This window comes from Actinomadura sp. ATCC 39365, assembly GCF_054392275.1.
Genome location: NZ_CP184335.1, coordinates 5943699 through 5963076 on the forward strand (window position 1 = coordinate 5943699; position 19378 = coordinate 5963076).

The window sequence follows — 19378 nt, forward strand, 5'->3', positions numbered from 1 at the left end:
GCCTGCTGGACGACGTACGAGAAGTTGCTGCCCTACGCCGGGCGCATCTCCGGGGGTCGGCGGTGGCCTGCATCGGGCCGGTCGACCACTTCCTGGCCGTGCTGGAGTCCGTGCTGGACGCCGGCACCGGCGCCGCCGGGGCCTGACGGGTCGCCGGTCGCGCCGTCACCGTGTCCCGTCGTCGTGCCAGCGGCCGACCAGGTCGGCGTACAGGGGGGACCGGTCGATCAGTTCCGGGTGGGTGCCGGTGAGCACGGTGGTCCCGTCCATCAGCAGGACCTGGCGCGCTCTGGCGGCCGAGCTGATGCGGTGCGCGATCACGACCAGGGTGCCGGGGCGGGCCGCCAGCGCCAGCTCCGCGCGCAGCTCGGCGGCCGGATCGAGGTGGCAGCCCGCCTCGTCCAGGATCAGGACGTCGGCGGGGGAGGCGTGCACGCGCGCCAACGCGACGAGCTGCCGCTCCCCGGCCGACAGCGCGGACGGCTCCTCGATCTCCCCGCCGATGCCGCCCAGCCGCTCGACGAGCGGCCCGGCGCCGACGGCGGCCACGGACGCGCGCAGGCGTTCGTCGTCCGGGCTGTCGCCGGGCGGCCACAGGTACGCCAGGTTCTCCCGGACCGTCCCGGCGAAGACGTACGCCTCCTGCGGCACCAGCGCGATCCGGCTCCGCACCAACGTGCCGGGGATCGAGGCCAGGGGGCGTCCGCCGAGCCGCACCCGGCCGCCGGTGGGCCGGAGCAGCCCGGTCATCAGCAGGGCCAGCGTGGACTTGCCGACGCCGCTCGGGCCGACCACCGCGAGATGCCCGCCTTCGCCGATCGTCAGGTCCAGGTCCCGCACGACCGGCGTGGCCCGTGCGGCATAGGCGAACGTCAGGCGTTCGGCCCGCAGCTCGTGGCCGGTCGGGACGGCGTCCGGGGTGTCCGGGGTGTCCGGGGCCACCGGGCCGGGGACGGAGATCGTCTCGGCGATCCGCCGGGTGGTCGCCGCGAGCCCGACCCCCCACCCGCCGAGGGTGTCGAGGATCGTGCGCAGCGCCGGCTCCAGACCGGTGAACAGGTACGTCACCGCCCCCACCACCTCTCCCGCGCTCAGCCGGCCGCCCTCGATCAGGGGACGGGCCAGCACGAGCAGGCCGACCAGCGGCGCGTGCGCGCCGAGCAGGACGGCGACCCGCCGGCCCGCGCCCGCCCGGGCGAGCGCTCGGGCCGCCGCGGCCTGCGCGGACACCAGGGCCCGCAACGTGTCCGTGGCCTGGTCCCGCGCCCCGCAGGCGGCGACGTCGCGCAGCCCCGCCACGATGGGCGTGGCCTGCGCGGTCAGCCGCTCCTCGGCGAGCATGAGCGCACGCTGCCGGGCCGTCAGCGCCGGCATCAGCCTGGCGAACGCGGCCAGCGCCAGCACGAGCGGCCCGGCGGCGACGGCGGCGGCCACCGGCGACAGGACGAGCAGCCCCACCAGCGCGGCGATCACCGACATCCCCAGCTCACGGCTGGTGCGCAGCATCATGGACACCAGCTTGCGCATGGTCTCGACCTGCCCGGTGAGGCGGCTGAGGGCGGCGGCGTCCGGCGCCTCACCGCCGTCGGCCGCGCGGCGGACGGCCGCCCCGGCCACGGCACGGACCAGCTCGTCGCGCATGGGCTCGACCACCGCGGCGAGATGCGGGAACATCAGCCGGGTCGCCAGCGACCTGACGACCATCGTCACGCCCAGCAGGCCCAGCCAGGCCATGCCGACGCCCGGACGGTCGGCCAGGAATCCGCGGTCCACCGCCGTGGCGACGAGCAGCCCGGCCAGCAGCGCGGGCGCCGCCTCGACGAGCGACCACGCCAGGGCCGTCAGCAGCGGGCGCCGCCGGGCGCGCAGCAGGCCCGCCAGGAACCGCCAGGGCCGGACGGCCTGCCGCCGGTCCGCGGCGGCCCCGGTCATGCGGACGTCCACGTGTCCTCCTCGTCCCGCTCGGGGGTGCCGGCGTGCCCGGCGGCGAACAGGGCGCGGTACGCCGGGTCCCGCCACAGCTCCTGATGGGTGCCGCGCCCGCGCACCCGGCCGGCGTCGAGCCAGACGACCAGGTCGGCCAGGGCGGCCGTGGCCGGGCGGTGCGCGATGACCAGACGGGTGCGCCCGCGCATGCCCTCGGCCAGGGCGCGGCTCACCCGGGCCTCGGTCGCCGTGTCCAGGCTGGAGGTGGCGTCGTCGAGGACGGTCACCCGGGCCTGCCGCAGGAACGCCCGCGCCAGCCCCAGCCGCTGCACCTCACCGCCGGACAGCGGCGCGTCCGCCGCGGGGGTGGCGTAGCCGAAGGGGAGGCGGCGGATCACGTCGTGCACGGCCGCGGCCTGCGCGGCGGCGCGCACCGCCTCGGGGGAGCGGGCCGGAGCGCCGTAGGAGATCACCCCGGCGATGTCGCCGCCGAGCAGCATCGGGCGTTCGAACGCGTACGCCACGGCGTCGCGCAGCAGCCCGGGGTCGACGTCGGGCAGGGGCACGCCGTCGAGGAGGACCTGGCCGCCGTCCGGGTCCGCCAACCGGCCGGCCAGCAGCGCGAGGGTCGTCTTGCCCGCGCCCGAGCCGCCGACGACGGCGGTCATCGCTCCCGCCGGTATCTCCAGGTCGACGTCGTCGAGCAGCGGCGTCTGCCCGCGCCGCACCGTCACGCCCCGGAACGAGAGCGTCCCCGGGCCAGGGGGCAGCGGCCGCGTGCCGGCGGCCAGGACGGGCAGGGCGAGCACGTCGTGCACGCGGACCGCCGCCGAGCGGCCGAAGGCCATGCCGAGCAGCGGGTCGATCTGCTCGACGAACACCAGGCCCAGGGCGGTGTAGCCGGCCGTCGCCAGGAGCGCGCCCGGCGGCAGCCGGCCCTGCGCGACGCCGAGCCCCGCCACGGCCAGCACGAGGACCTCGACGAGCGGCAGGATCAGGGTGATCCGCCACACGCTGTGCGCCTGCGCCCGCCACAGGGCGTGCCCGGCGGCGCTCAGCTCGGGCAGCGGCCGCAGCACGCGGGCGATCTCCCGGTCGGCGGTGCCCGCGGCCCGGACCGTCCGGATGCCGGCGAGGGTCTCGGTGAGGCGCGCGGCCAGCCGGCCCTGGGCCCGCTGGTAGTCGCCGTACAGGCCGGAGACCCGGGCGACGAACACCCGCATGACGACGAGCGCGACGGGCACGCCGCTCAGGAAGGCGACGCCCACCCGCCAGTCGATCGTGAAGAGCGCGACGACCCCGCCGGCCGACAGGACGAGCCCGGACACGATCTGCACCAGCGTCGCGGGCACGTAACCGGTGGTCGCCGTGTTGCCCACGAGGCGGTTGACGAGCTCCCCTGCGGGAAAGGCGCCCGCACCCGCCGCGTCGGTCCGCAGCACCCGGTCGATCGCGCGCAGGCGCAGCAGCCTGGTGGCGGAGGCCACCGACGTGATCCCCGCGATGCCCGAGGCGATGTCGGCGAGCGCGGCGGCCAGGAGGAGGAGCGCGAGCTGGGTGTAGGCGGCCGTGGAGCCGGTCCCGGCGAGCACCGCGTTCACCGCCGCGCCCACCGCCGAGGGCAGGGCGAGGGAGACGGCGATCGAGGCCGCCGCGGCGACGGCCGTCCCCGCCAGCGGCGCCCACGTCGCGCGGGCCGTCCAGGCGATGAGCCGGTCGCCGTGCCTGTGCCCGACGTTCATGAGATGTCCCTTCACTCCATCGGCGCGGTGCCGGCCCCGGGGGCCGGCACCGCCGGGACGGGTCCTAACAGAAGGTCAGGAACCGGCAGGTCACCTGGTGACGTAGCAGCTGTTGCCCTCGTTCTCGCAGGTGAAGCTGGAGACCTGGCAGGCGGCCAGGCCGGACTCCTCGCGGGCGGGGAGCATGTCCAGCGCGGTGATGTCGAGTTCCATCGGTTTCTCCTTCTTCTCGGGGTGGAGCCCGCGAGTGCGGGCCTTGCCACCGGCCCGGCGCCGGGTGGGGGCGCCGGGCCGGGGGGATCAGGGGCGCCGCGCGGAGCGGCGGCTGAGGAAGGCGACCAGGTGGTCGAGCACGAGGTGGCCGTCCGGTCCGGTCAGCGGGTCGTGCCCCGCGCCGGGCAGCTCGACGTAGGTGAGCTCGGGCCCGCCGGGACCGGCCCGCGCCAGCCGGTCCCGCAGCCGCCGGGAGTGGCCGACGGGGACGGTCGCGTCCCGCTCGCCGTGGACGACCAGCAACGGGCCGCGCAGCCGGTCGGCCAGCCGGATCAGGTCGCGCGGCCCGAGGTCGTCGTCCTCGATCTGCGCGCAGCCGCCGAGCCGGTCGAGCATGTTGCGCACCAGCGGCGGCCCGTCGGCGTGGAGCTCCCGCCCGGACAGGAACGGCGCGACGACGGCGGCGCCGGACCACAGGCCCGGTTCCGCGGCGGCGGCGAGCAGGGCGAGGTGGGCGCCGTAGCTCACGCCGTACAACACGGGCGGGGTGGCGCCGGGCCCGCGGGAGGCCGTCAGGGTGCGGCCGAGGTGGAGGACGTCGGCCAGATCCGGCCCGCCCCAGGCGCCGCGGATCGCGTCGCGGTGGGCGGGCCCGTACCCGGTGCTGCCGCGCTGGTTGGGCGCGACCACGGCGACGCCTTCGTCGGCCAGCCGCTGGAACAGCGGGTCGTAGCCGAGCCGCCAGGCCGACTCGGGGCCTCCGTGCAGGGCCAGCACCACGCGCCCGGCGGCGACGGGGTCGCCGTAGACGACGGCTTCGACGGGTCCGGCCGGGCCGTCGAAGCGGCGCGCGGCGGCGTGCGGCCGCCCGGTCCCGCCGCCGTCCGGTCCGGGGACCGCCACCACGTGCGGCGGCAGGCCGGGAGCGGAATGGACCAGCCGCAGCGTGCCCGCGTTCCAGGCGGCCATCGGCAGGATCGTGCCGGTCGCCGGCCCCGCCTCCCGGACACCGCCCGCAGCCAGGTCGTACACCAGGGCGCGGGAACGCACCCCCGCGGTGACCGCCAGTGCCAGCCGCCGGCCGTCCGGGTCGAGGGCGAGCGGGGTGACGGCGCCCTCGACGGCGTTCAGCCGCTCGGGGTAGACGGTGGGCGTGTCCGCGTCGCGCGGGCGGATGCCCAGGCGGTGGCCGACCCGGGTCTCGCGGGCGGTCAGCAGCACGCCGGCTTCGGGGGCGGCGAGCAGCAGGTGCTCGCGCCGCTCCAGGCCGGGGAGCGCAGCCACGGTGCCGTCGGACAGGTCGAGCACCACCGTGCGCGTCCGGGGGCCGGCGGGCACCGCCAGCGCCAGCCGCCTGCCGGAAGTGTCGAGCCAGACGCCCCCGGCCAGCGGGCCCGGCACGCCTGCCACGACCTCGGGCGGCTCGGCCCGGCCGGACAGCCGCCACACGGCCGTGCCGCCCGCCGGGGTCGTACGGAAGGCCAGGGCGGCGGTTCCCGCGCTGCGGCCCGCCACCAGCCTGAGCCCGCCACCCGTGACGGCGGCCAGGTCGTGCACGGACGCGCCCGCGCCGTCCCGGTCCGGGACGACGAGGAGCAGCCGGTGCGTCCCCCGCCTCCGGCGCGGCTCAGCAGGACGGCGCCGTCGTCCGTCGGGACCGCGGTGCTCACGGGACTCTCGCCGTCGCAGGAACGCAGGACGCGGGACCGGGGGCGCGCGCCGGTCAGGTCCCAGAGCTCCGGCGCGAGAGGACGGCGGCCCTCGGCGGTCAGGCACACGGCGTACCGCCCCAGGCCGGAGAACCGGAAGCCCAGCCGGAGCATCGTCCCGCTCACGATCCCGCCGGTGCGGGCGCGGGTGCGGGCGCGGGTGCCGGGACGCGGGCCGGGACGTCGGCCGTCCACGGACGCGGGCCACCGTGACGCAGCCGCAGCAGGAAGTCCAGGACGCCCGCCAGACCGGTGTTCCAGCCGAAGCTCACCGTGTCGCCGTTCTCGTCCGGCACCACCAGCAGCCCGCCCCGCAGCACCGCCCGCGCCTCCAGGCAGGCGGCCAGCTCCGCGGCCTGGGCGCGGTAGTCCTCGTCGCCGAGCAGGCCGGCCATGTCCAGCAGGAACTGCCCGTCACCGGCCAGCCCGTGGCAGGCCGCGGTCCCCGAGGACAGCCGGGAGGCGCGGACGGCGACGGCGGCGGCCTTCGCGGCGTCCAGGAAGTCCGGCTCGCCGGTGACGGCGTGGAGCCGGACGAGGAAGGTGCCGACCCCGGAGGAGCCGCTGCACCAGTGCGTCATCCGGACGGCGCCGCCGGGGAACTCCGGCCACCAGGCCGCCGCGCCGGTGCGCTGGGCGGCGGCCAGCAGCGTACGCCCGGCGAGCAGGGCCGTCTCCAGGTGGTCGCCGCCTCCCGGGGCGGCGGCGGAGAGCAGGAAGGTCCCGATCCCCGCGACGCCGTGGGCGAAGCCGTAGTGCACGGCGCCGGCCAGCGCGGACGGGAAACGTTCCGGGATGGGCCACAGCACGCTGCCGGGGGTGCGCTCGGCGCTCGCCACCAGGGCGTCCGCGCACCGTGCCGCCCGCTCCCTGAAGCGCTCGTCGCCGGTGGCCCGCCAGAGGTGCAGCAGGGTCAGCCCCGTACCGGCCAGGCCGTGGCAGACGTCGGGGTTCGGCCACGACATCGGCAGGGTCAGCGCCAGGTCGGTGCCCGCCGCGCGCAGCGCGTCGTCGCCGAGGGCACGCCCGGCCGCGTGCAGTGCCCACGCGATGCCGGCCCGGCCGAAGTGCAGTCCGGGCGATGGCCTGGCCTCGCTGCCCAGCCGCCGGAGCGTCCAGGCCGCGGCGTGGCGCAGCGCGGCGGCGACGTCGTCCCGCCCGACCTCGCCGGTGTCCAGGACGGAGGTGTGCAGTGCCGACGTGTCCAGGACCGACGCGAGCAGCGCGAGCACCCCGGCCGAGCCGTACTGCACGGCGCAGGGGTCGGCGGTCTCGCCGAACCCGGAGACCGGCCACAGGCGCCGGCCGCCGGGATCGCGGTTCATCCGCCGGAGCGTGTGCGCGATCCCGTCGCGGAGCAGGCGGTCCTGACCGGCGACGGGCAGGCGGCGGCCCGCGCCCGCGGCCGTCGCCGGCCTGGGCGCGGCGGCCAGGTCGGAGCCGGGCAGCGGCTCCAGGCCGTCGAGGAAGGCGCCGACGCGCCGCAGATCCCAGCGCCGGGCCGGGTCCTCACGCATCAGGCCGAGGATCATCGGCCGCAGCGCCCGGCCCACGGCGTCACCCTCGGTCGCCACCTCGACCAGCCCGCGCACCCGGGTGTCCCACGAGCGGCCCGCGGGCGGCTCGTCGGAGCCGAGCAGCGGCCGGCAGGCCGTGGCCAGGTGCAGCACCGTCGCGCCCAGGGCGTACAGGTCCGCCTCGGCCCGCGCGGCCGGCCCGTACATCGGCCCGCGCACCTGCTCGGGCGGCGCGTAACCGGCGGTGTAGGCCTTGGTGACGGGCGTGCCGGGGACGGCGGCCATCTCCAGGTCGACCAGCCGGCAGGAGCCGTCCGGGCCGACGATGACGTTGTTCGGCGTCAGGTCCCGCAGCACGAAGCCCCGCCCGTGCACGGCGGCGACCAGGCCGGCCAGCGCGCGCACCGCGGTCAGCGCCACGCCCGGCCAGCCGTCCGGATCGGCGGCCTTCGCCTGCCCCGCCCAGGCGGTCAGCACGGCGCCGTCGAGGTGTTCCTGCGCGAGGAACAGATTGTCCCCCTGCGTGAACAGGGCGACCTTGCGGCTCGTCACGCCGAGCGGCCCGAACAGCTCCAGCATGTCGGCCTCGTGGCGGAGCCGGTCGCGTTCGTCCCGGCCCTGCAGGGTGGCGCTGATGTGCGGGCGGGCCTGCTTGATCACGACCTGGGCGCCGGAGAGCCGGTCCGCCGCCAGGAACACCCCGCCCTTGGCGCCGTGGCGGATCGCCTGCCGCACCACGAACCGGCCGGCCAGCTCGACGGCCTCCGGCGCGGCGGTCCGCACCGGGGCCCGACCGGACTCGAACGGGCAGGCGGCCCACTCCGGCGGCGAGTACCAGGCGTTGCGCCGGTCCACCTGGCAGGTGCCGTCGGGGGCGGTCAGCGGCGAGCTGTGGACGCCGTCGTTGTCGAGCACGCTGCGCGCGGAGAACACGCCGTAGCGGTAGTGGACCAGGCTGCCCGGCCGGTAGGCCCGGTCGGACAGGACGGGCGGGCCCGGCAGGCCGTACGTGGCCCGGTGCAGGTCCTCGGCGATCGCCGTCGCCGCCTCGTCGTCCGGGGGTAGACGGTGATGAACTTGCCGGCCGATCCCCGATGGACGTTCCTGGACAGCAGCCCGGTCAGGTCGGCGAACGTGGCCGCGAACTTGAACGGGCACCGATGCCGCACCAGCACCTCGGCCGCCCGCGCCAGCACGACGGGAGCCGACAGCGGCGTCGCCGACACATGCAGCTTCCAGCCCTGGTCCCGCGTCCCGGCCTCCCGGGGAGCCACGTACGTCCACGGCGCGCGGTGGCGGACGTCCCACCCGTCCCCGGCGGACCGGCGCAGGGCGGCCCGCACGAGGTCCTCCAGCACGTGGAGATCCGCGCTCACCTGCTCGTCCGTGCCTGTCGTGCTCATGCTCACGCCACAACCTCATGCCTGATCGGGTTCGGGACGTTCCCGGTGGCCGCCGGGGCCCGCCGGTGAACAGCGAACCGGAGCGGTCTTATGGATCACTGATGGCCGCTTAACGCGCCCCGCGGGCGCCTTTCAGGTCCGGTCATAAGACGGCTCAGGTCCGGTCATAAGACGGCTCAGGTCCGGTCATAAGACGGCTTCACCGCGACGGCCAGGTAGACGGGCATGGCGATGGTCAGCTCGCCCCTCGCGTCGGCCAGCTCCAGCGAGTGGAACCACGCGCTCCTGTCGATCTCCGGCACCAGGCCGGACTCCTGCCTGCCCAGCACGGGCACCACGGACGCCGCCTCCGCCAGGGAGGCGGACACCGCCTGGACCGCCCGCAGCTCGGGCTCGGCCAGCCCCGCCCGTACGAGCCTGCGGCGCAGGGTGCGCCCGACGGCCGGATGGGAGATCTTCTCCCTGAAGGCGTCCAGCACCCGCCGGGTCAGCGACTCCTCCACCCCGTCGATGACGAGCCCGCTCCAGTCGACGTCCACGACGCACACGCGCCCGCCGGGGGCCAGCGCCCCGGCCAGCGCGCGGACGGCGGCGTCGGGATCGGGCACGTGCTGCAGCACCCGCTCGCACCACACCACGTCGAACGCGTCCGCGTAGCCGAGGGCGGCGAGGTTGCCGAGCCGGTAGGAGACCGTTCCGGCGCCCGGCTCGGCGGCGGCGTGCCTGCGCTCGGCGGCGGCCAGCATCACGGGATTCAGGTCCACGGCGGTGACCGTCCCGCCCGGTCCCACCAGCCGGGCGAACTTCCTGGACATCTCGCCGAGCCCGCACCCGGCGTCCAGCACGCGTTCGCCGAGGGAGACGGCCAGCAGGTCCAGCGCCGAGGCGCGCACCGCGCGCACCACCTCGTGCCGGGAGATGCGGTCCAGGTACTCCTCGGCCGCCGCCTGCGTCCCGTCACGGACGTCAGCCTGAAAGATCTTGTCGTCCACCGAGGTCTCCTCTCCTCGAAAGCGTCTCGGCCAGCCCGGCCGCGGTCGGCGTCTCGAACAACGCCCGGATCGGCAGCTCGACCCGCAACGACGAACGGATCCGGCCCACCAGCCGCGAGGCCGTCAGCGAGTGGCCGCCCAGGTCGAAGAAGGAATCGTCGACGCCGACCCGCTCCAGCTCCAGCACGTCGGCGAAGACGTCGCACAGCAGCCTCTCCAGCGGGGTGCGCGCCGCGCGCGGCTCGGCCCGCGGGGACGGCTCCGGCTCCGGCAGGGCCCGCCGATCGACCTTGCCGTTCGCGTTCAGCGGCAGGTCGTCCAGGATCACCACGGCCGCGGGCACCATGTAGCCGGGCAGCGACGCGGCCACGAACGCGCGCAGCGCGGCGGCGTCCAGGCTCGCGCCGGCGGCCGGCACGGCGTACAGCACCAGCCGCCGGTCCCCGGAGCCCGTCGGTCGCACGACCGCCGCCGCCCGCGCGACCTCGGGGTGCCGCGCCGCGGCCGCCTCGACCTCTGCCGGCTCGACGCGAAAGCCCCTGAGCTTGGTCTGGTCATCGGTCCTGCCGACGAAGTCCAGAGCGCCGTCGGCCCGCCACCGGACGAGGTCGCCCGTCCGGTACATCCGCTCGCCCGCCGGGCCGAAGGGGCAGGCGACGAACCGCTCGGCGGTCGGCCCCGGACGCCCCAGATAGCCGCGGGCCACGCCCGCGCCGGCGATGTGCAGCTCGCCCACGACGCCGGGCGGCACCGGCCGCAGGTCGCCGTCCAGGACGTACACCCGGGTGTTGTCCATGGGGCGGCCGATGGGGAACGTCCCGCCGGTCGCCGGTGCGCGATGCCGGGTGGCGAACGTCGTGGTCTCCGTCGGGCCGTACCCGTTGACCACGACCGTGCCGGGGCACGCGCCGGTGACCCGGCCCACCGCGGCGGGGGAGACCACGTCACCGCCCGCCCACACCTCGCGCACGTTCCCGAAGCATCCGGGGGACTCCTCGGCCAGCAGGTGGAACAGGCCCGCGGCGAGGAACAGCCCCGTCACGCCGCTGTCCCTGATCACCCGTGCCAGCGACTGGTGGTCCGCCCCGCCCTCCGGCGCGACCACGACCTGGCCGCCGTTGAGCAGCGGCACCCACAACTCGTAGGTCGAGGCGTCGAAGGCGGGCGGGGAGTGCATCAGCACGCGCCGGTGCGCGCCGCCCGTCCAGCACCGGTCGTACGCCAGCGCCACCACGTTGCGATGCGTGACCGCGATGCCCTTGGGCGTGCCCGTCGAGCCGGAGGTGTACATGACGCAGGCGAGCCCGTCGGGGTGCCGGGCCGGCCGCGGCGGCGTGCCGGGCTCCGCGGCCGGGCCGGCGTCCACGACGATGACGTGGACTTCCCCGCCGAGCTCGGGTCCGGTCCCGGGCCGGTCCGTGAGGAGCACCGAGGCGCCGCAGTCGGCGATCGTCCGGGCGAGCCGGGCCGGTGGCTGCCCCGGATGCAGGGGCACGTACGCGCCGCCGGCCTTCACCACGGCCAGCGTCGCCACCACCAGCGCGGCCGAGCGGCCGAGCAGCAGCGCGACCGTGCTCTCCGGCCGCACCCCCAGGCCGGCCAGGCGGCGGGCCAGCCGGTTCGCGCGCGCGTCCAGCTCCGCGTAGGTCAGCGTGCGCCCTTCGCACTCCACGGCCGTGGCGTCCGGGCTCCGCGCCGCCTGGGCCTCGAACAGCTCCGGCAGGGTCGCCTCGGGGACGGCGGCCGCCGTGTCGTTCCAGTCGAGGAGGACCTGCCGCCGTTCCTCGGCCGGCATGACGTCCACGTCCCCGATCCGCGTACCGGGATCGAGCGCCGGGATCCCGGCGAGCAGGTCCGTCAGGCGCCGGGCGTGGCGGACCACGTCGCCGGGGTCGTACACGGCGGGGTTCGCGTTGACGTCGACCCGGAGATCGCCCCGGTGCGGCCGGTCGTAGATCATGATGGACAGGTCGTCGATCGACCCGTTGGACACGTTCTCGACGGTGACGTCGTGGTCGGCGAACCTCAGGGGCTGGTCGAACGCCATGATGTTGACCGTGGGGCCGAACAGCCTCGCCTCGCCGCCGACGACGCCCAGGTCGCGCAGCATGTCCTCGTACCTGTGGCGCTGGTGCCGCAGGGCCTGGCGCATGGCGAGCGAGACGCCGCGGAAGAGCTCCGGCAGGGGCGCGTCCGGGTCCACGGCGCATCTGACGGGGAGCACGTTGACCACGTTGCCCGGCGTCCTGCGCAGGCGGGCGGACCGCCGGTTGGCGGCCGGCAGGCCCACGACGACGGCGGTCGCGCCCGTCATGCGGTGGACGTACAGCACGACCGCGGAGACCGCCAGCGTCAGCCAGCTCGTGCCCAGCCGCCGGGCGGCCGCGCGCATGCCCTCCGTGGCCGCGGGCGGGAGCGTGGTCGTCTCGCGGAGGAAGTCCCACGAGGGCGGCGCGGGCGGTCGCGTCGCCAGGCTCGACGGGACGGGGCCGTCGGGGAACAGCGACAGCCAGTGTTCGCGGTCCGCCGCCGACTGGCTCGATCCCCGGTAGGCCAGGTCCTCCTCCAGGATGGTCCGAGGGGGCTCGAAATCGCACTCCGCGGCCACGTCGCCGGCCAGGAGGGCGGTGTAGATCTCTCCCATGCGCGAGACGAACAGCGCCGCCGCGTAGCCGTCCATCGCCAGGTGGTGGACGCGCTGGTACCAGAAGAAGCGGTCCTCGGCCAGTCTGATGAGCGCCGCGGAGAACAGCGGGGGACGGTCGAGCTCGATCGGCCGGCCGCACTCCGCGCGCATCCACTTGCGGGCCTGCTCCTCGGCCGCCTCCTCGTCCCGCAGGTCCACGAACGGGAGGTCGAACTCGATGTGCTCCTCGATGACCTGGGCCGGCCCCTCGTCCCCGTCGCGGATCCACAGGCGCATACTGCCGGTCTCGGCGACGGCCTGCCGGAAAGCCGTTTCCAGCATTTCCCGATCGACGTTTCCGCGGAGGTCCAGGTATTCGGCGACGATGTCGTTCCGGCCGTCCGGGGCGAGCTGGCGGGCGTACCAGAGACCGAGCTGGGCGGCGGACAATGGCAATTCGTACCGGCCGGCGTCGTCCATGTGCGTCACTCCGCCGGGACGATCGCGTCGACCAGGCTGTCCGGCGTTATGTCGGTCCAATGTCCGGTGATGTATTCCAGGCATCTCCGCCGGACGTCGTTCCTGTACACGACCCTCCAGCCATCGGGAACGGCGGCGGACGCGGGCCACAGTGAATGCGCTCCCTCGTCATTCACGAGCACCCGGCAGTGGTTCCAGAAATCGTCCATCAGGTATTCCCTTCCGCTTGTTCCCGGGGCCGGGCGTGTTGAATAATTCGCTCGCCCGGACATGCTGATGAGGGGATTTGGAATGGCTGACTGGTTGCGTTGCCCGGAAAAGCGTCCGCTTTCCGCGGCCCGGCTGTTCTGTTTTCCGCACGCGGGCGGCTCGGCGGCCTTCTACCGGTCCTGGGCCGAGAACGCGGGCGTCGAGATTCACGCCGTGCAGTATCCGGGCCGGGGCGACCGATGGGCCGATCCCCTGATCGGCGACCTCCGCGACATGGCACACCGGATCGCGGACGCCATGACGCCGCTGCTGGACCGGCCGGTCGCGCTCTTCGGGCACAGCATGGGCGCCCTCGTCGCCTACGAGGTGGCCCGCGAGCTGGCCGGAAGGGGCGTCGTGCCGGCCCGGCTCTTCGTCTCCGGCGCGAACCCGCCCCAGACGATGGCCGGCGTGCTCGGCTCCCTCGCCGAGACGGACGACGAGACGCTCGCCGGCCTGATGGGAACGCTCAACGGGACCGACCCAGGGCTGCTGGCCGACCCCGAACTGCTGGAGATCGTCCTGTCCTACGTGCGCAGCGACCTGCGTGCGGTCGCGGCGTACGAGCACCGGGAGGGAGCGCCGCTGGACTGCCCGATCCACGCCCTCCACGGGGACGCGGACCACGATGTCGTGCCGGAGCGGGTGCCGCTGTGGGGCGAGCTGACCCGCGCCGGGTTCACCGTCGACACCTTGGCGGGCGATCACTTCTACCTCGTGTCCCGGCGGGAGCAGGTGATGGAGATCATCACCCGGTACCTGCACGGCGGCGGCGGAACGGGCCGCCGCCGTCAGGTCGATCAGTAGAAAAGGCTGAGCGCGAAGCGCGAACCGGACACCTCGCACCGGAAATCCTGGACGATGCCCCCGCTGGTGATGGCGGTGAAACCGGCCCGCACGCACTGGTCGCGGTACTGGTAGTACCCGGCGAAGTGCCACGACCCGGAGCTGGCGGATGCGGACACGGCGGACGCAGGCATGGCGGAGCCGGTGACGGCGCCGAAAGCGAGCCCGCCGGCGACGAGGGCCGCCGCGGTCAGACGTCGAATGCTCATGTTTCCTCTTCTCCTCAGGGAACGGCGTTCTGCCGTCAAGATGTGCCAGGAGACTTGGGAAACACTTGTGGGCCGTCCTTAAGGGTGCGGCGGCCTCCTTAACCCGGCCTTCAGGGCGTGCTCCGTCCGGTCCGCAGGCCGTCGAGGATGAGCGCGAGGTAGCGGCGCCACGGCTGCGCGGCGCCGGAGGACGGCAGGTCCATCACCGAGTCGATCATCGAGACGATGGGGGCGATGTCGCCCACCGTGATGTCGTCGCGCAGCGTGCCCTGGTCCTGGGCGCGGGTGATGAGGCGGCCGCAGGACTCGGCGATGCCCTCCCGGGCGCGCTCGATCAGCTCGCTCTCGCCCGCGCCCCGCCGCATCAGCTCGCGCAGCCCGCGGTCGGTCGCGGCCTGTTCCAGGGCGTGCTCGATGAAGGCCCGCAGGGCTTGGTAGGCGTCCTGCGCCGCCTGCGCGGCCTGCGCCGCGGCGCGGATGTCGTCGAGCTTGCCGGCGTAGACGGCCTCGGCCAGGGCCTCCTTGTTGGGGAACCGGCGGTAGACGGTGCCGACGCCGAGCCCCGCGTGGTGGGCGACGTCGTTGAGCGTGGCCTGCAGCCCGCGCGCGGCGAACACCTCCCGCGCCGCCGCCAGGGTGCGCTGCCGGTTGTGCTCGGCGTCGCGGCGCAGCGCCGGTGTCTCTTCGCTCATGGCATCCCGTCCGTCGACTAACTGGATACATCATATCCGCTTCGTGTTAGGCTCCTTGACGTAAGCGGATATGACATATCCACTTCGGTGGATGTGCCGACGAGAGCAGGTGAACATGCAGACCGTGATCATCACTGGCGGCACCGACGGGCTCGGCAAGGGGCTGGCCCTTCACTACCTCCGGCAGGGCGCTCACGTGGTGGCCCTGGGCAGCACCGCCGGAAAAGGGGAGGCCCTGCTCACGGAGGCCAGGGCCCTGGCGGCCGGGCGGGCCACGTTCGTACGCGCCGATCTCACCTCGCTGGCCGCCTGCCGGGGCGTCGTCGAACGCCTCGCCGCGGACCATCCGGTCGTCGACAAGCTGATCCTCTGCGCCCAGCGCTACCGGCTCCTCGGCGGCCGCGCGACCACCGGCGAGGGCTTCGAGCACAGCTTCGCGTTGGCCTACCTCAGCCGTTTCGTGCTGAGCCACGGCCTGCACGACGTGCTGCGGGCCGCGCGGCGCCCGGTCGTCATGAACGTGGGCACACCCGGCGTGCCGCTGGGCCGCATCCACTGGGACGACCTGCAGCTGACCCGCGCCTACAGCGGCACCAAGGCCACCCTGCAGTCCTTCCGGGCCAACGACCTCCTCGGCGTCGCCTTCGGCGTCCTGCACGCCGCCAGCGGGGTCTCCTACGTCGGCTACAACCCCGGCGTGGTCTCCACCGGCATGCCCGCGAGCCTGCCGCAACCGCTGCGTGCGGGGACGCGGGCGTTGTTCACCCTGTTCGCCGCATCGGTGCCGAAGGCGACGGTGCCCATGACCGCCCTCCTGGACGACCCGCCGGCCGAGCCCTTCACCGCCCACTGGGGCAGGCGCCGGCTGCCGCTGGACGGCCGCGCCTTCGACCGGGAAGACGCACTACGCCTCCATGAGCTCACGCAGGAACTGATCTCGCGCTGACGGAAACCAGCACGCGGTGTGGGACCTCTGCGCCCGGCTGAGCGCCGGCGTCCCCAATGAATCTACAACGTAAAGGCGCCGTCCGAGGTTCACTCACAAGATCCATCCGGCGAGAACCAGGCGCCGACAGACCTAGGCGTCGCCGTGGCCCGCTTCTATGCTCCGTTCGTGACGGACATCGGCTACTTCGACGCGTGGGGGTTGTGGCTGCACGGCAGTTCCACGCTCGGGAACGATCTGCTCGGCCTGCCGTGGCCGGTTTCGCTACGGGGGGCCGTCGCGTTCGTCATGGGGCTGACCGACGTGCCCTGGTATCTGGGGTCGCTGCTCGGGTCGACGCTCGACGGCGCCGCGGGCCTGCTCGCCTCCTGGCCGTGCCGGTGAACGTTCGCTTCGGACGATGGATGGAGTATGTGGCGCTTTCATTTCACGGGTGAGGATCTGGCCCGGTTACGGTTCGAGGCGTCGCCCGGCCCGGTCATGGAGTCCTGGTTCGCGCTGAACGTCATGGCCAGGCGGCGGCCTGGGGCGCTGTTCGAGCCGTGGCGGCGGGGGGTGACGCCCCGTGACTCGCTTCGGTTGCTGGCCGGTCTGGCGCAGGGCGTTCATCCGTTCGACGTGTACACCTTGGCGGGGGCGGGGGCGCATGTGGAGGAGGGGGTGGAGCGGATCCTGGGGGTGCGGGCCGGTTCGGTGCGGGCCGAGCTGGACTCGTGGGGGCAGTACGGAGACCTGCCTTCCTGGTCGCGGCGGTTGCCCGACGACGCCGAGGCGCGCGGGCACTTCGTGGCGGCCGTGCGGGAGGCGTGCACCGCGCTGCTCGGCCCGTACCGTGATCCGCTGCGCGCGCACCTGGAGGCGGAGGTCGCCACCCGTGCGGGCGTCATGGCGCGGGGAGGCGCCGAACGCCTGCTGTCCACGCTCCACCCCGACCTGGTCTGGCGGGACATGACGCTGGACGTGCCCACCCGGTTCACGGCGCAGACGATCGACGTGCACCTGAACGGGCGAGGGCTCGTGCTGATCCCGTCGGTGTTCTGCCGGTTGCCGCTGTTCAGCTGCGACGGCTTCCGTCCGGACGACGCGCCGGTGTTGTTCTACCCGGCTCTACGGGATCCCGCCGACGCCTTCGCCCTGTGGGGGCACGGCGCCGCGGGCTCGTCGCGGCGGGCGGGCACGCTGGCCGCCCTCCTGGGCCCGACCCGGGCGGCCGTGCTGGAGGAGGTCGGCCGCGGTTGCACGACGACGCACCTGGCCAGGAGGTTGTCGATCTCCGCCGCGACCGCCAGCCATCATGTGTCGGTCCTGCGGGACAGCGGCCTGGTCGTCTCGCGCCGGCAGGGCGGCTCGGTGTTGCACCTGCTGACGCCGCTCGGCCTGTCCCTGCTGAACGGGGCTCTGCCCGCGGCGAACTGAGCCGGACGGCCCGGCGGGCTGTCGCCTGGGGCTTTCGACCACGCTCGAAGGCCCTACCTGCGGCCGGGGCCGCCGTTCGAACATCGTCGTGGCAGGAATCCCCCACCGAAAGGGACACGCTCGCGATGAACGTAACGGGAACCGCTCTGAAGACGGTCGTGCTGTCGGCGGCCATGGTGGTGCTGACGTCCGCGGCCGCGGTCGGCGCCGCGCAGGCCGCGACGGCGGATGTGCCGCCCTCGTGCCCGTCCATGACCAGCCCGTCGAATGCCACGAGCGCCGCGACCAGGGCGCAGAAGGCCATGCCGAACGGCCAGACGCTGGAACTGCGCTCCGGGAACGTCGGCGGCTATCAGTACGCGTGGGCGCGCATCGTCAACTCCAACGACGGCGACGCCATCTGGGTCGACTACTCGATCGACAGCGGGCGCAACTGGCGGCAGTGCGACCTGCGGACGATCAGCGGCGGCAGGAACTACGGCAACGGGTTGCGGACCAGCTCCAGTCAAGTCGTCTGCATGCGGGCCGGCGGGCGCCCCAAGGGGTCCACCGTCTCCTACCTGACCGACTGGTGGTGTTAGCGGTCGCCGCGGTGTTCGTGTCGTAGATCGCCGAGGGGCGAGGTCTCCGGCATGAGGGTGATCCTGAATGCCGGAGACCTCGGGGTCACCCGTCGGTGTCGCGGGTGCGGCGTTGCGCGCCGAGCACGGAGTCGAGCAGGCCGGGGAAGAGGGTGTCGAGGTCCTCGCGGCGCAGCCGGACCAGCCGGGATCGGCCCTGCACCTTCGTCCACGTCACGCCGGCCTCGCGCAGCACCCGGTAGTGGTGCGACAGCGTCGTCTGGTGCACGTCGATGTCGGCGCCGATGGCGTTGCAGTAGTCCTCGCCCATCCGGTCGAGCCGCAGGACGAGGTCGAGGCGCACGGGGTCGGCCAGGGCGTGCAGGACCTCCACCAGCCGGATGGCCTCGGTGGCCGGTTGTGACACCTCACGCATGGTCGCCCCCTGTGTTCCGCACACCCGTCACGCTATCAATAGATGGATATATGGACAAGCATCCATGTATTCCGTAGGGTTCCCCCTCGATACGTCCGAGGTCCCTATGGAAAGGTGGCACCGTCCGGTGTTGCGACGACTTCTCCCTCTGGCCCTGGCGACCTTCGCCGTGGGCACCGACAGCTACGTCATCGCGGGCCTGCTCCCGGCCATCGCCGCCGACCTGGGGGTCTCGACTCCCGTCGCCGGGCAGTTGGTGACGGTGTTCGCCCTGGTGATGGCCCTGTCGGCGCCGATCATGGGCGCGCTCACCGGTGGGCTGGACAGGCGGACCGCGCTGCTGATCGCGTTGGGCGTGTTCGTGGCCGGCAACGCCGTCACCGCCCTGGGCACCTGTTACGAGGTGGTGATGATCGCCCGCGTCGTCACCGCGGCGGGGGCCGGAATGATCAACTCAGCTGCCTCCAGCACCGCGGGGGCCATAGCGCCTCCGGAACGCCGGGGCAGGGCTCTGGCGTTCGTGCTGGGCGGGCTCACGGCGGCGACGGCGCTGGGTCTTCCGCTCGGCACGCTGATCGGCCGTACCGACTGGCACGTCACCCTGTGGGCGGTCGCCGGGGTCGGCCTGGTCGCGGCCCTGGGGATCGCCGCCGGGCTGCCCAAGGTGCGGCTTCCCGCGGCCTCGCTGGGTGACCGGCTGCGTCCGCTGAAGGAGGGCCGGGTCGTGGCGCTGCTGGCCGTCACCACGCTGGTCTTCCTCGGCGCCTACACCCTCTACACCTACATCGGCCCGGCCCTGCGGGAGGCGACGGGCGGCTCCGAACCGCTGTTCGCCGCCATCCTGCTGGTCTGGGGGGTGGGCGTCCTGGCCGGAAACATCGTCGCCGGACGACTGGTCGACCGGTACGACCCCGCGCGCGTGCTGACCTGGCCCCTCGTCGTCGCCGCCGTCGCGCTGGCGCTCACGCCGGTGGTGACCAGCACGTTCGTGTCGACCCTGGTATGGGCCGCGGTCTGGGGGGCGGCCGTGGGCGTCGTCGTCGTGCCCCAGCAGCATCGGCTCATCGCCCTCGGCCCGGCCGCGGCGCCGGTCCTGCTCGGTCTCAACTCCTCGGCCGTCTACATCGGGATGGCTCTTGGCGGCGGGCTGGGCGGGCTGGTCCAGGAGTGGTTCGCCGTCGTGCCCGCGGCGTTGGGGCTGCCGGCCGCCGGCGTCACGACCGTGGCGCTGCTCCACCACCTGACGACCGTCCGCCGCGCCTCAGCCGTCCTGACCGGGGCTCGCTGATCCGGGATGCAGGGCGGGAGGCGCCTGCCGGCCCGCGCCTCCCGCCGCACACCCCTCTCGAACGTGAACAGGACCTGGCGCGGGGGCTGGCCCTGGAGTCGGCCGAGAGCCCAGATCGTGCCGTCCGG

General features: G+C 74.5%; 17 protein-coding genes. 6 read left to right on the plus strand and 11 right to left on the minus strand.

Annotation, left to right across the window (positions count from 1 at the left end; all coding sequences use genetic code 11):
• Nucleotides 1–165 precede the first annotated feature (165 nt).
• The 8 genes from ACNF49_RS28965 to ACNF49_RS29000 all read right to left on the minus strand — a co-directional run bounded on the left by ACNF49_RS28965 (nucleotide 166) and on the right by ACNF49_RS29000 (nucleotide 12817).
• Nucleotides 166–1932 carry an ATP-binding cassette domain-containing protein gene (locus ACNF49_RS28965; RefSeq protein WP_482945603.1) on the minus strand — a complete coding sequence of 589 codons (1767 nt, stop codon included), beginning with the start codon at nucleotides 1930–1932 and terminating at the stop codon, nucleotides 166–168.
• The gene (locus tag ACNF49_RS28970) at nucleotides 1929–3668 is read right to left on the minus strand and encodes an ABC transporter ATP-binding protein (protein ID WP_482939425.1); all 1740 of its coding nucleotides are present in this window, start codon (nucleotides 3666–3668) and stop codon (nucleotides 1929–1931) included. Before ACNF49_RS28970 ends, ACNF49_RS28965 begins: the two co-directional genes overlap by 4 nt.
• A 90-nt stretch (nucleotides 3669–3758) precedes the next feature.
• On the minus strand, nucleotides 3759–3881 hold the full coding sequence (locus ACNF49_RS28975) for an ALQxL family class IV lanthipeptide (protein ID WP_189652211.1): 123 nt from the start codon (nucleotides 3879–3881) through the stop codon (nucleotides 3759–3761).
• Between the two features lie 87 nt (nucleotides 3882–3968).
• Entirely contained in the window at nucleotides 3969–5438 is a 1470-nt protein-coding gene (locus ACNF49_RS28980; protein WP_482939426.1) for an alpha/beta hydrolase family protein, read from the minus strand.
• Between the two features lie 274 nt (nucleotides 5439–5712).
• The gene (gene lanL, locus ACNF49_RS28985) at nucleotides 5713–8265 is read right to left on the minus strand and encodes a class IV lanthionine synthetase LanL (protein WP_498703153.1); all 2553 of its coding nucleotides are present in this window, start codon (nucleotides 8263–8265) and stop codon (nucleotides 5713–5715) included.
• A 421-nt stretch (nucleotides 8266–8686) separates the two neighbouring features.
• Nucleotides 8687–9502, minus strand: coding sequence for a methyltransferase domain-containing protein (locus ACNF49_RS28990; protein WP_482939427.1), 816 nt, complete (start codon nucleotides 9500–9502; stop codon nucleotides 8687–8689).
• Entirely contained in the window at nucleotides 9477–12608 is a 3132-nt protein-coding gene (locus tag ACNF49_RS28995; RefSeq protein WP_482939428.1) for a non-ribosomal peptide synthetase, read from the minus strand. The genes ACNF49_RS28990 and ACNF49_RS28995 overlap by 26 nt, the downstream gene beginning before the upstream one ends.
• Before the next feature lie 5 nt (nucleotides 12609–12613).
• On the minus strand, nucleotides 12614–12817 hold the full coding sequence (locus tag ACNF49_RS29000; protein WP_482939429.1) for an MbtH family protein: 204 nt from the start codon (nucleotides 12815–12817) through the stop codon (nucleotides 12614–12616).
• A gap of 82 nt (nucleotides 12818–12899) precedes the next feature.
• Between ACNF49_RS29000 and ACNF49_RS29005 the strand changes: the two genes are divergently transcribed.
• Nucleotides 12900–13664 (plus strand): thioesterase II family protein, encoded by a 765-nt coding sequence (locus ACNF49_RS29005; protein ID WP_482939430.1) that lies wholly within the window; start codon nucleotides 12900–12902, stop codon nucleotides 13662–13664.
• On the opposite strand, the gene ACNF49_RS29010 is transcribed toward ACNF49_RS29005, so the two are convergent.
• Both ACNF49_RS29010 and ACNF49_RS29015 read right to left on the minus strand, forming a co-directional pair.
• Nucleotides 13658–13912, minus strand: coding sequence for a hypothetical protein (locus ACNF49_RS29010; protein WP_357986741.1), 255 nt, complete (start codon nucleotides 13910–13912; stop codon nucleotides 13658–13660). The two genes, ACNF49_RS29005 and ACNF49_RS29010, sit on opposite strands and share 7 nt — an antisense overlap.
• Before the next feature lie 110 nt (nucleotides 13913–14022).
• Nucleotides 14023–14604 (minus strand): TetR/AcrR family transcriptional regulator, encoded by a 582-nt coding sequence (locus tag ACNF49_RS29015; RefSeq protein ID WP_357986738.1) that lies wholly within the window; start codon nucleotides 14602–14604, stop codon nucleotides 14023–14025.
• 115 nt (nucleotides 14605–14719) lie between these two features.
• On the opposite strand from ACNF49_RS29015, the gene ACNF49_RS29020 reads away from it, so the two are divergent.
• From ACNF49_RS29020 to ACNF49_RS29035, 4 genes are all read left to right on the plus strand, one after another.
• Nucleotides 14720–15550, plus strand: coding sequence for an SDR family NAD(P)-dependent oxidoreductase (locus ACNF49_RS29020; protein WP_482939431.1), 831 nt, complete (start codon nucleotides 14720–14722; stop codon nucleotides 15548–15550).
• 168 nt (nucleotides 15551–15718) lie between these two features.
• Nucleotides 15719–15934, plus strand: coding sequence for a hypothetical protein (locus ACNF49_RS29025; RefSeq protein WP_482939432.1), 216 nt, complete (start codon nucleotides 15719–15721; stop codon nucleotides 15932–15934).
• A gap of 27 nt (nucleotides 15935–15961) precedes the next feature.
• The gene (locus ACNF49_RS29030; RefSeq protein WP_357986726.1) at nucleotides 15962–16966 is read left to right on the plus strand and encodes an ArsR/SmtB family transcription factor; all 1005 of its coding nucleotides are present in this window, start codon (nucleotides 15962–15964) and stop codon (nucleotides 16964–16966) included.
• A 125-nt stretch (nucleotides 16967–17091) separates the two neighbouring features.
• The gene (locus tag ACNF49_RS29035) at nucleotides 17092–17547 is read left to right on the plus strand and encodes a hypothetical protein (RefSeq protein ID WP_357986723.1); all 456 of its coding nucleotides are present in this window, start codon (nucleotides 17092–17094) and stop codon (nucleotides 17545–17547) included.
• 85 nt (nucleotides 17548–17632) lie between these two features.
• Here the strand turns inward: ACNF49_RS29035 and ACNF49_RS29040 are convergent, their stop codons facing one another.
• On the minus strand, nucleotides 17633–17962 hold the full coding sequence (locus ACNF49_RS29040) for an ArsR/SmtB family transcription factor (RefSeq protein ID WP_482939433.1): 330 nt from the start codon (nucleotides 17960–17962) through the stop codon (nucleotides 17633–17635).
• 130 nt (nucleotides 17963–18092) lie between these two features.
• Here ACNF49_RS29040 and ACNF49_RS29045 point away from each other — a divergent pair, with 130 nt between their 5' ends.
• The gene (locus tag ACNF49_RS29045) at nucleotides 18093–19250 is read left to right on the plus strand and encodes an MFS transporter (protein WP_482939434.1); all 1158 of its coding nucleotides are present in this window, start codon (nucleotides 18093–18095) and stop codon (nucleotides 19248–19250) included.
• The last annotated feature ends 128 nt before the right edge of the window (nucleotides 19251–19378 follow it).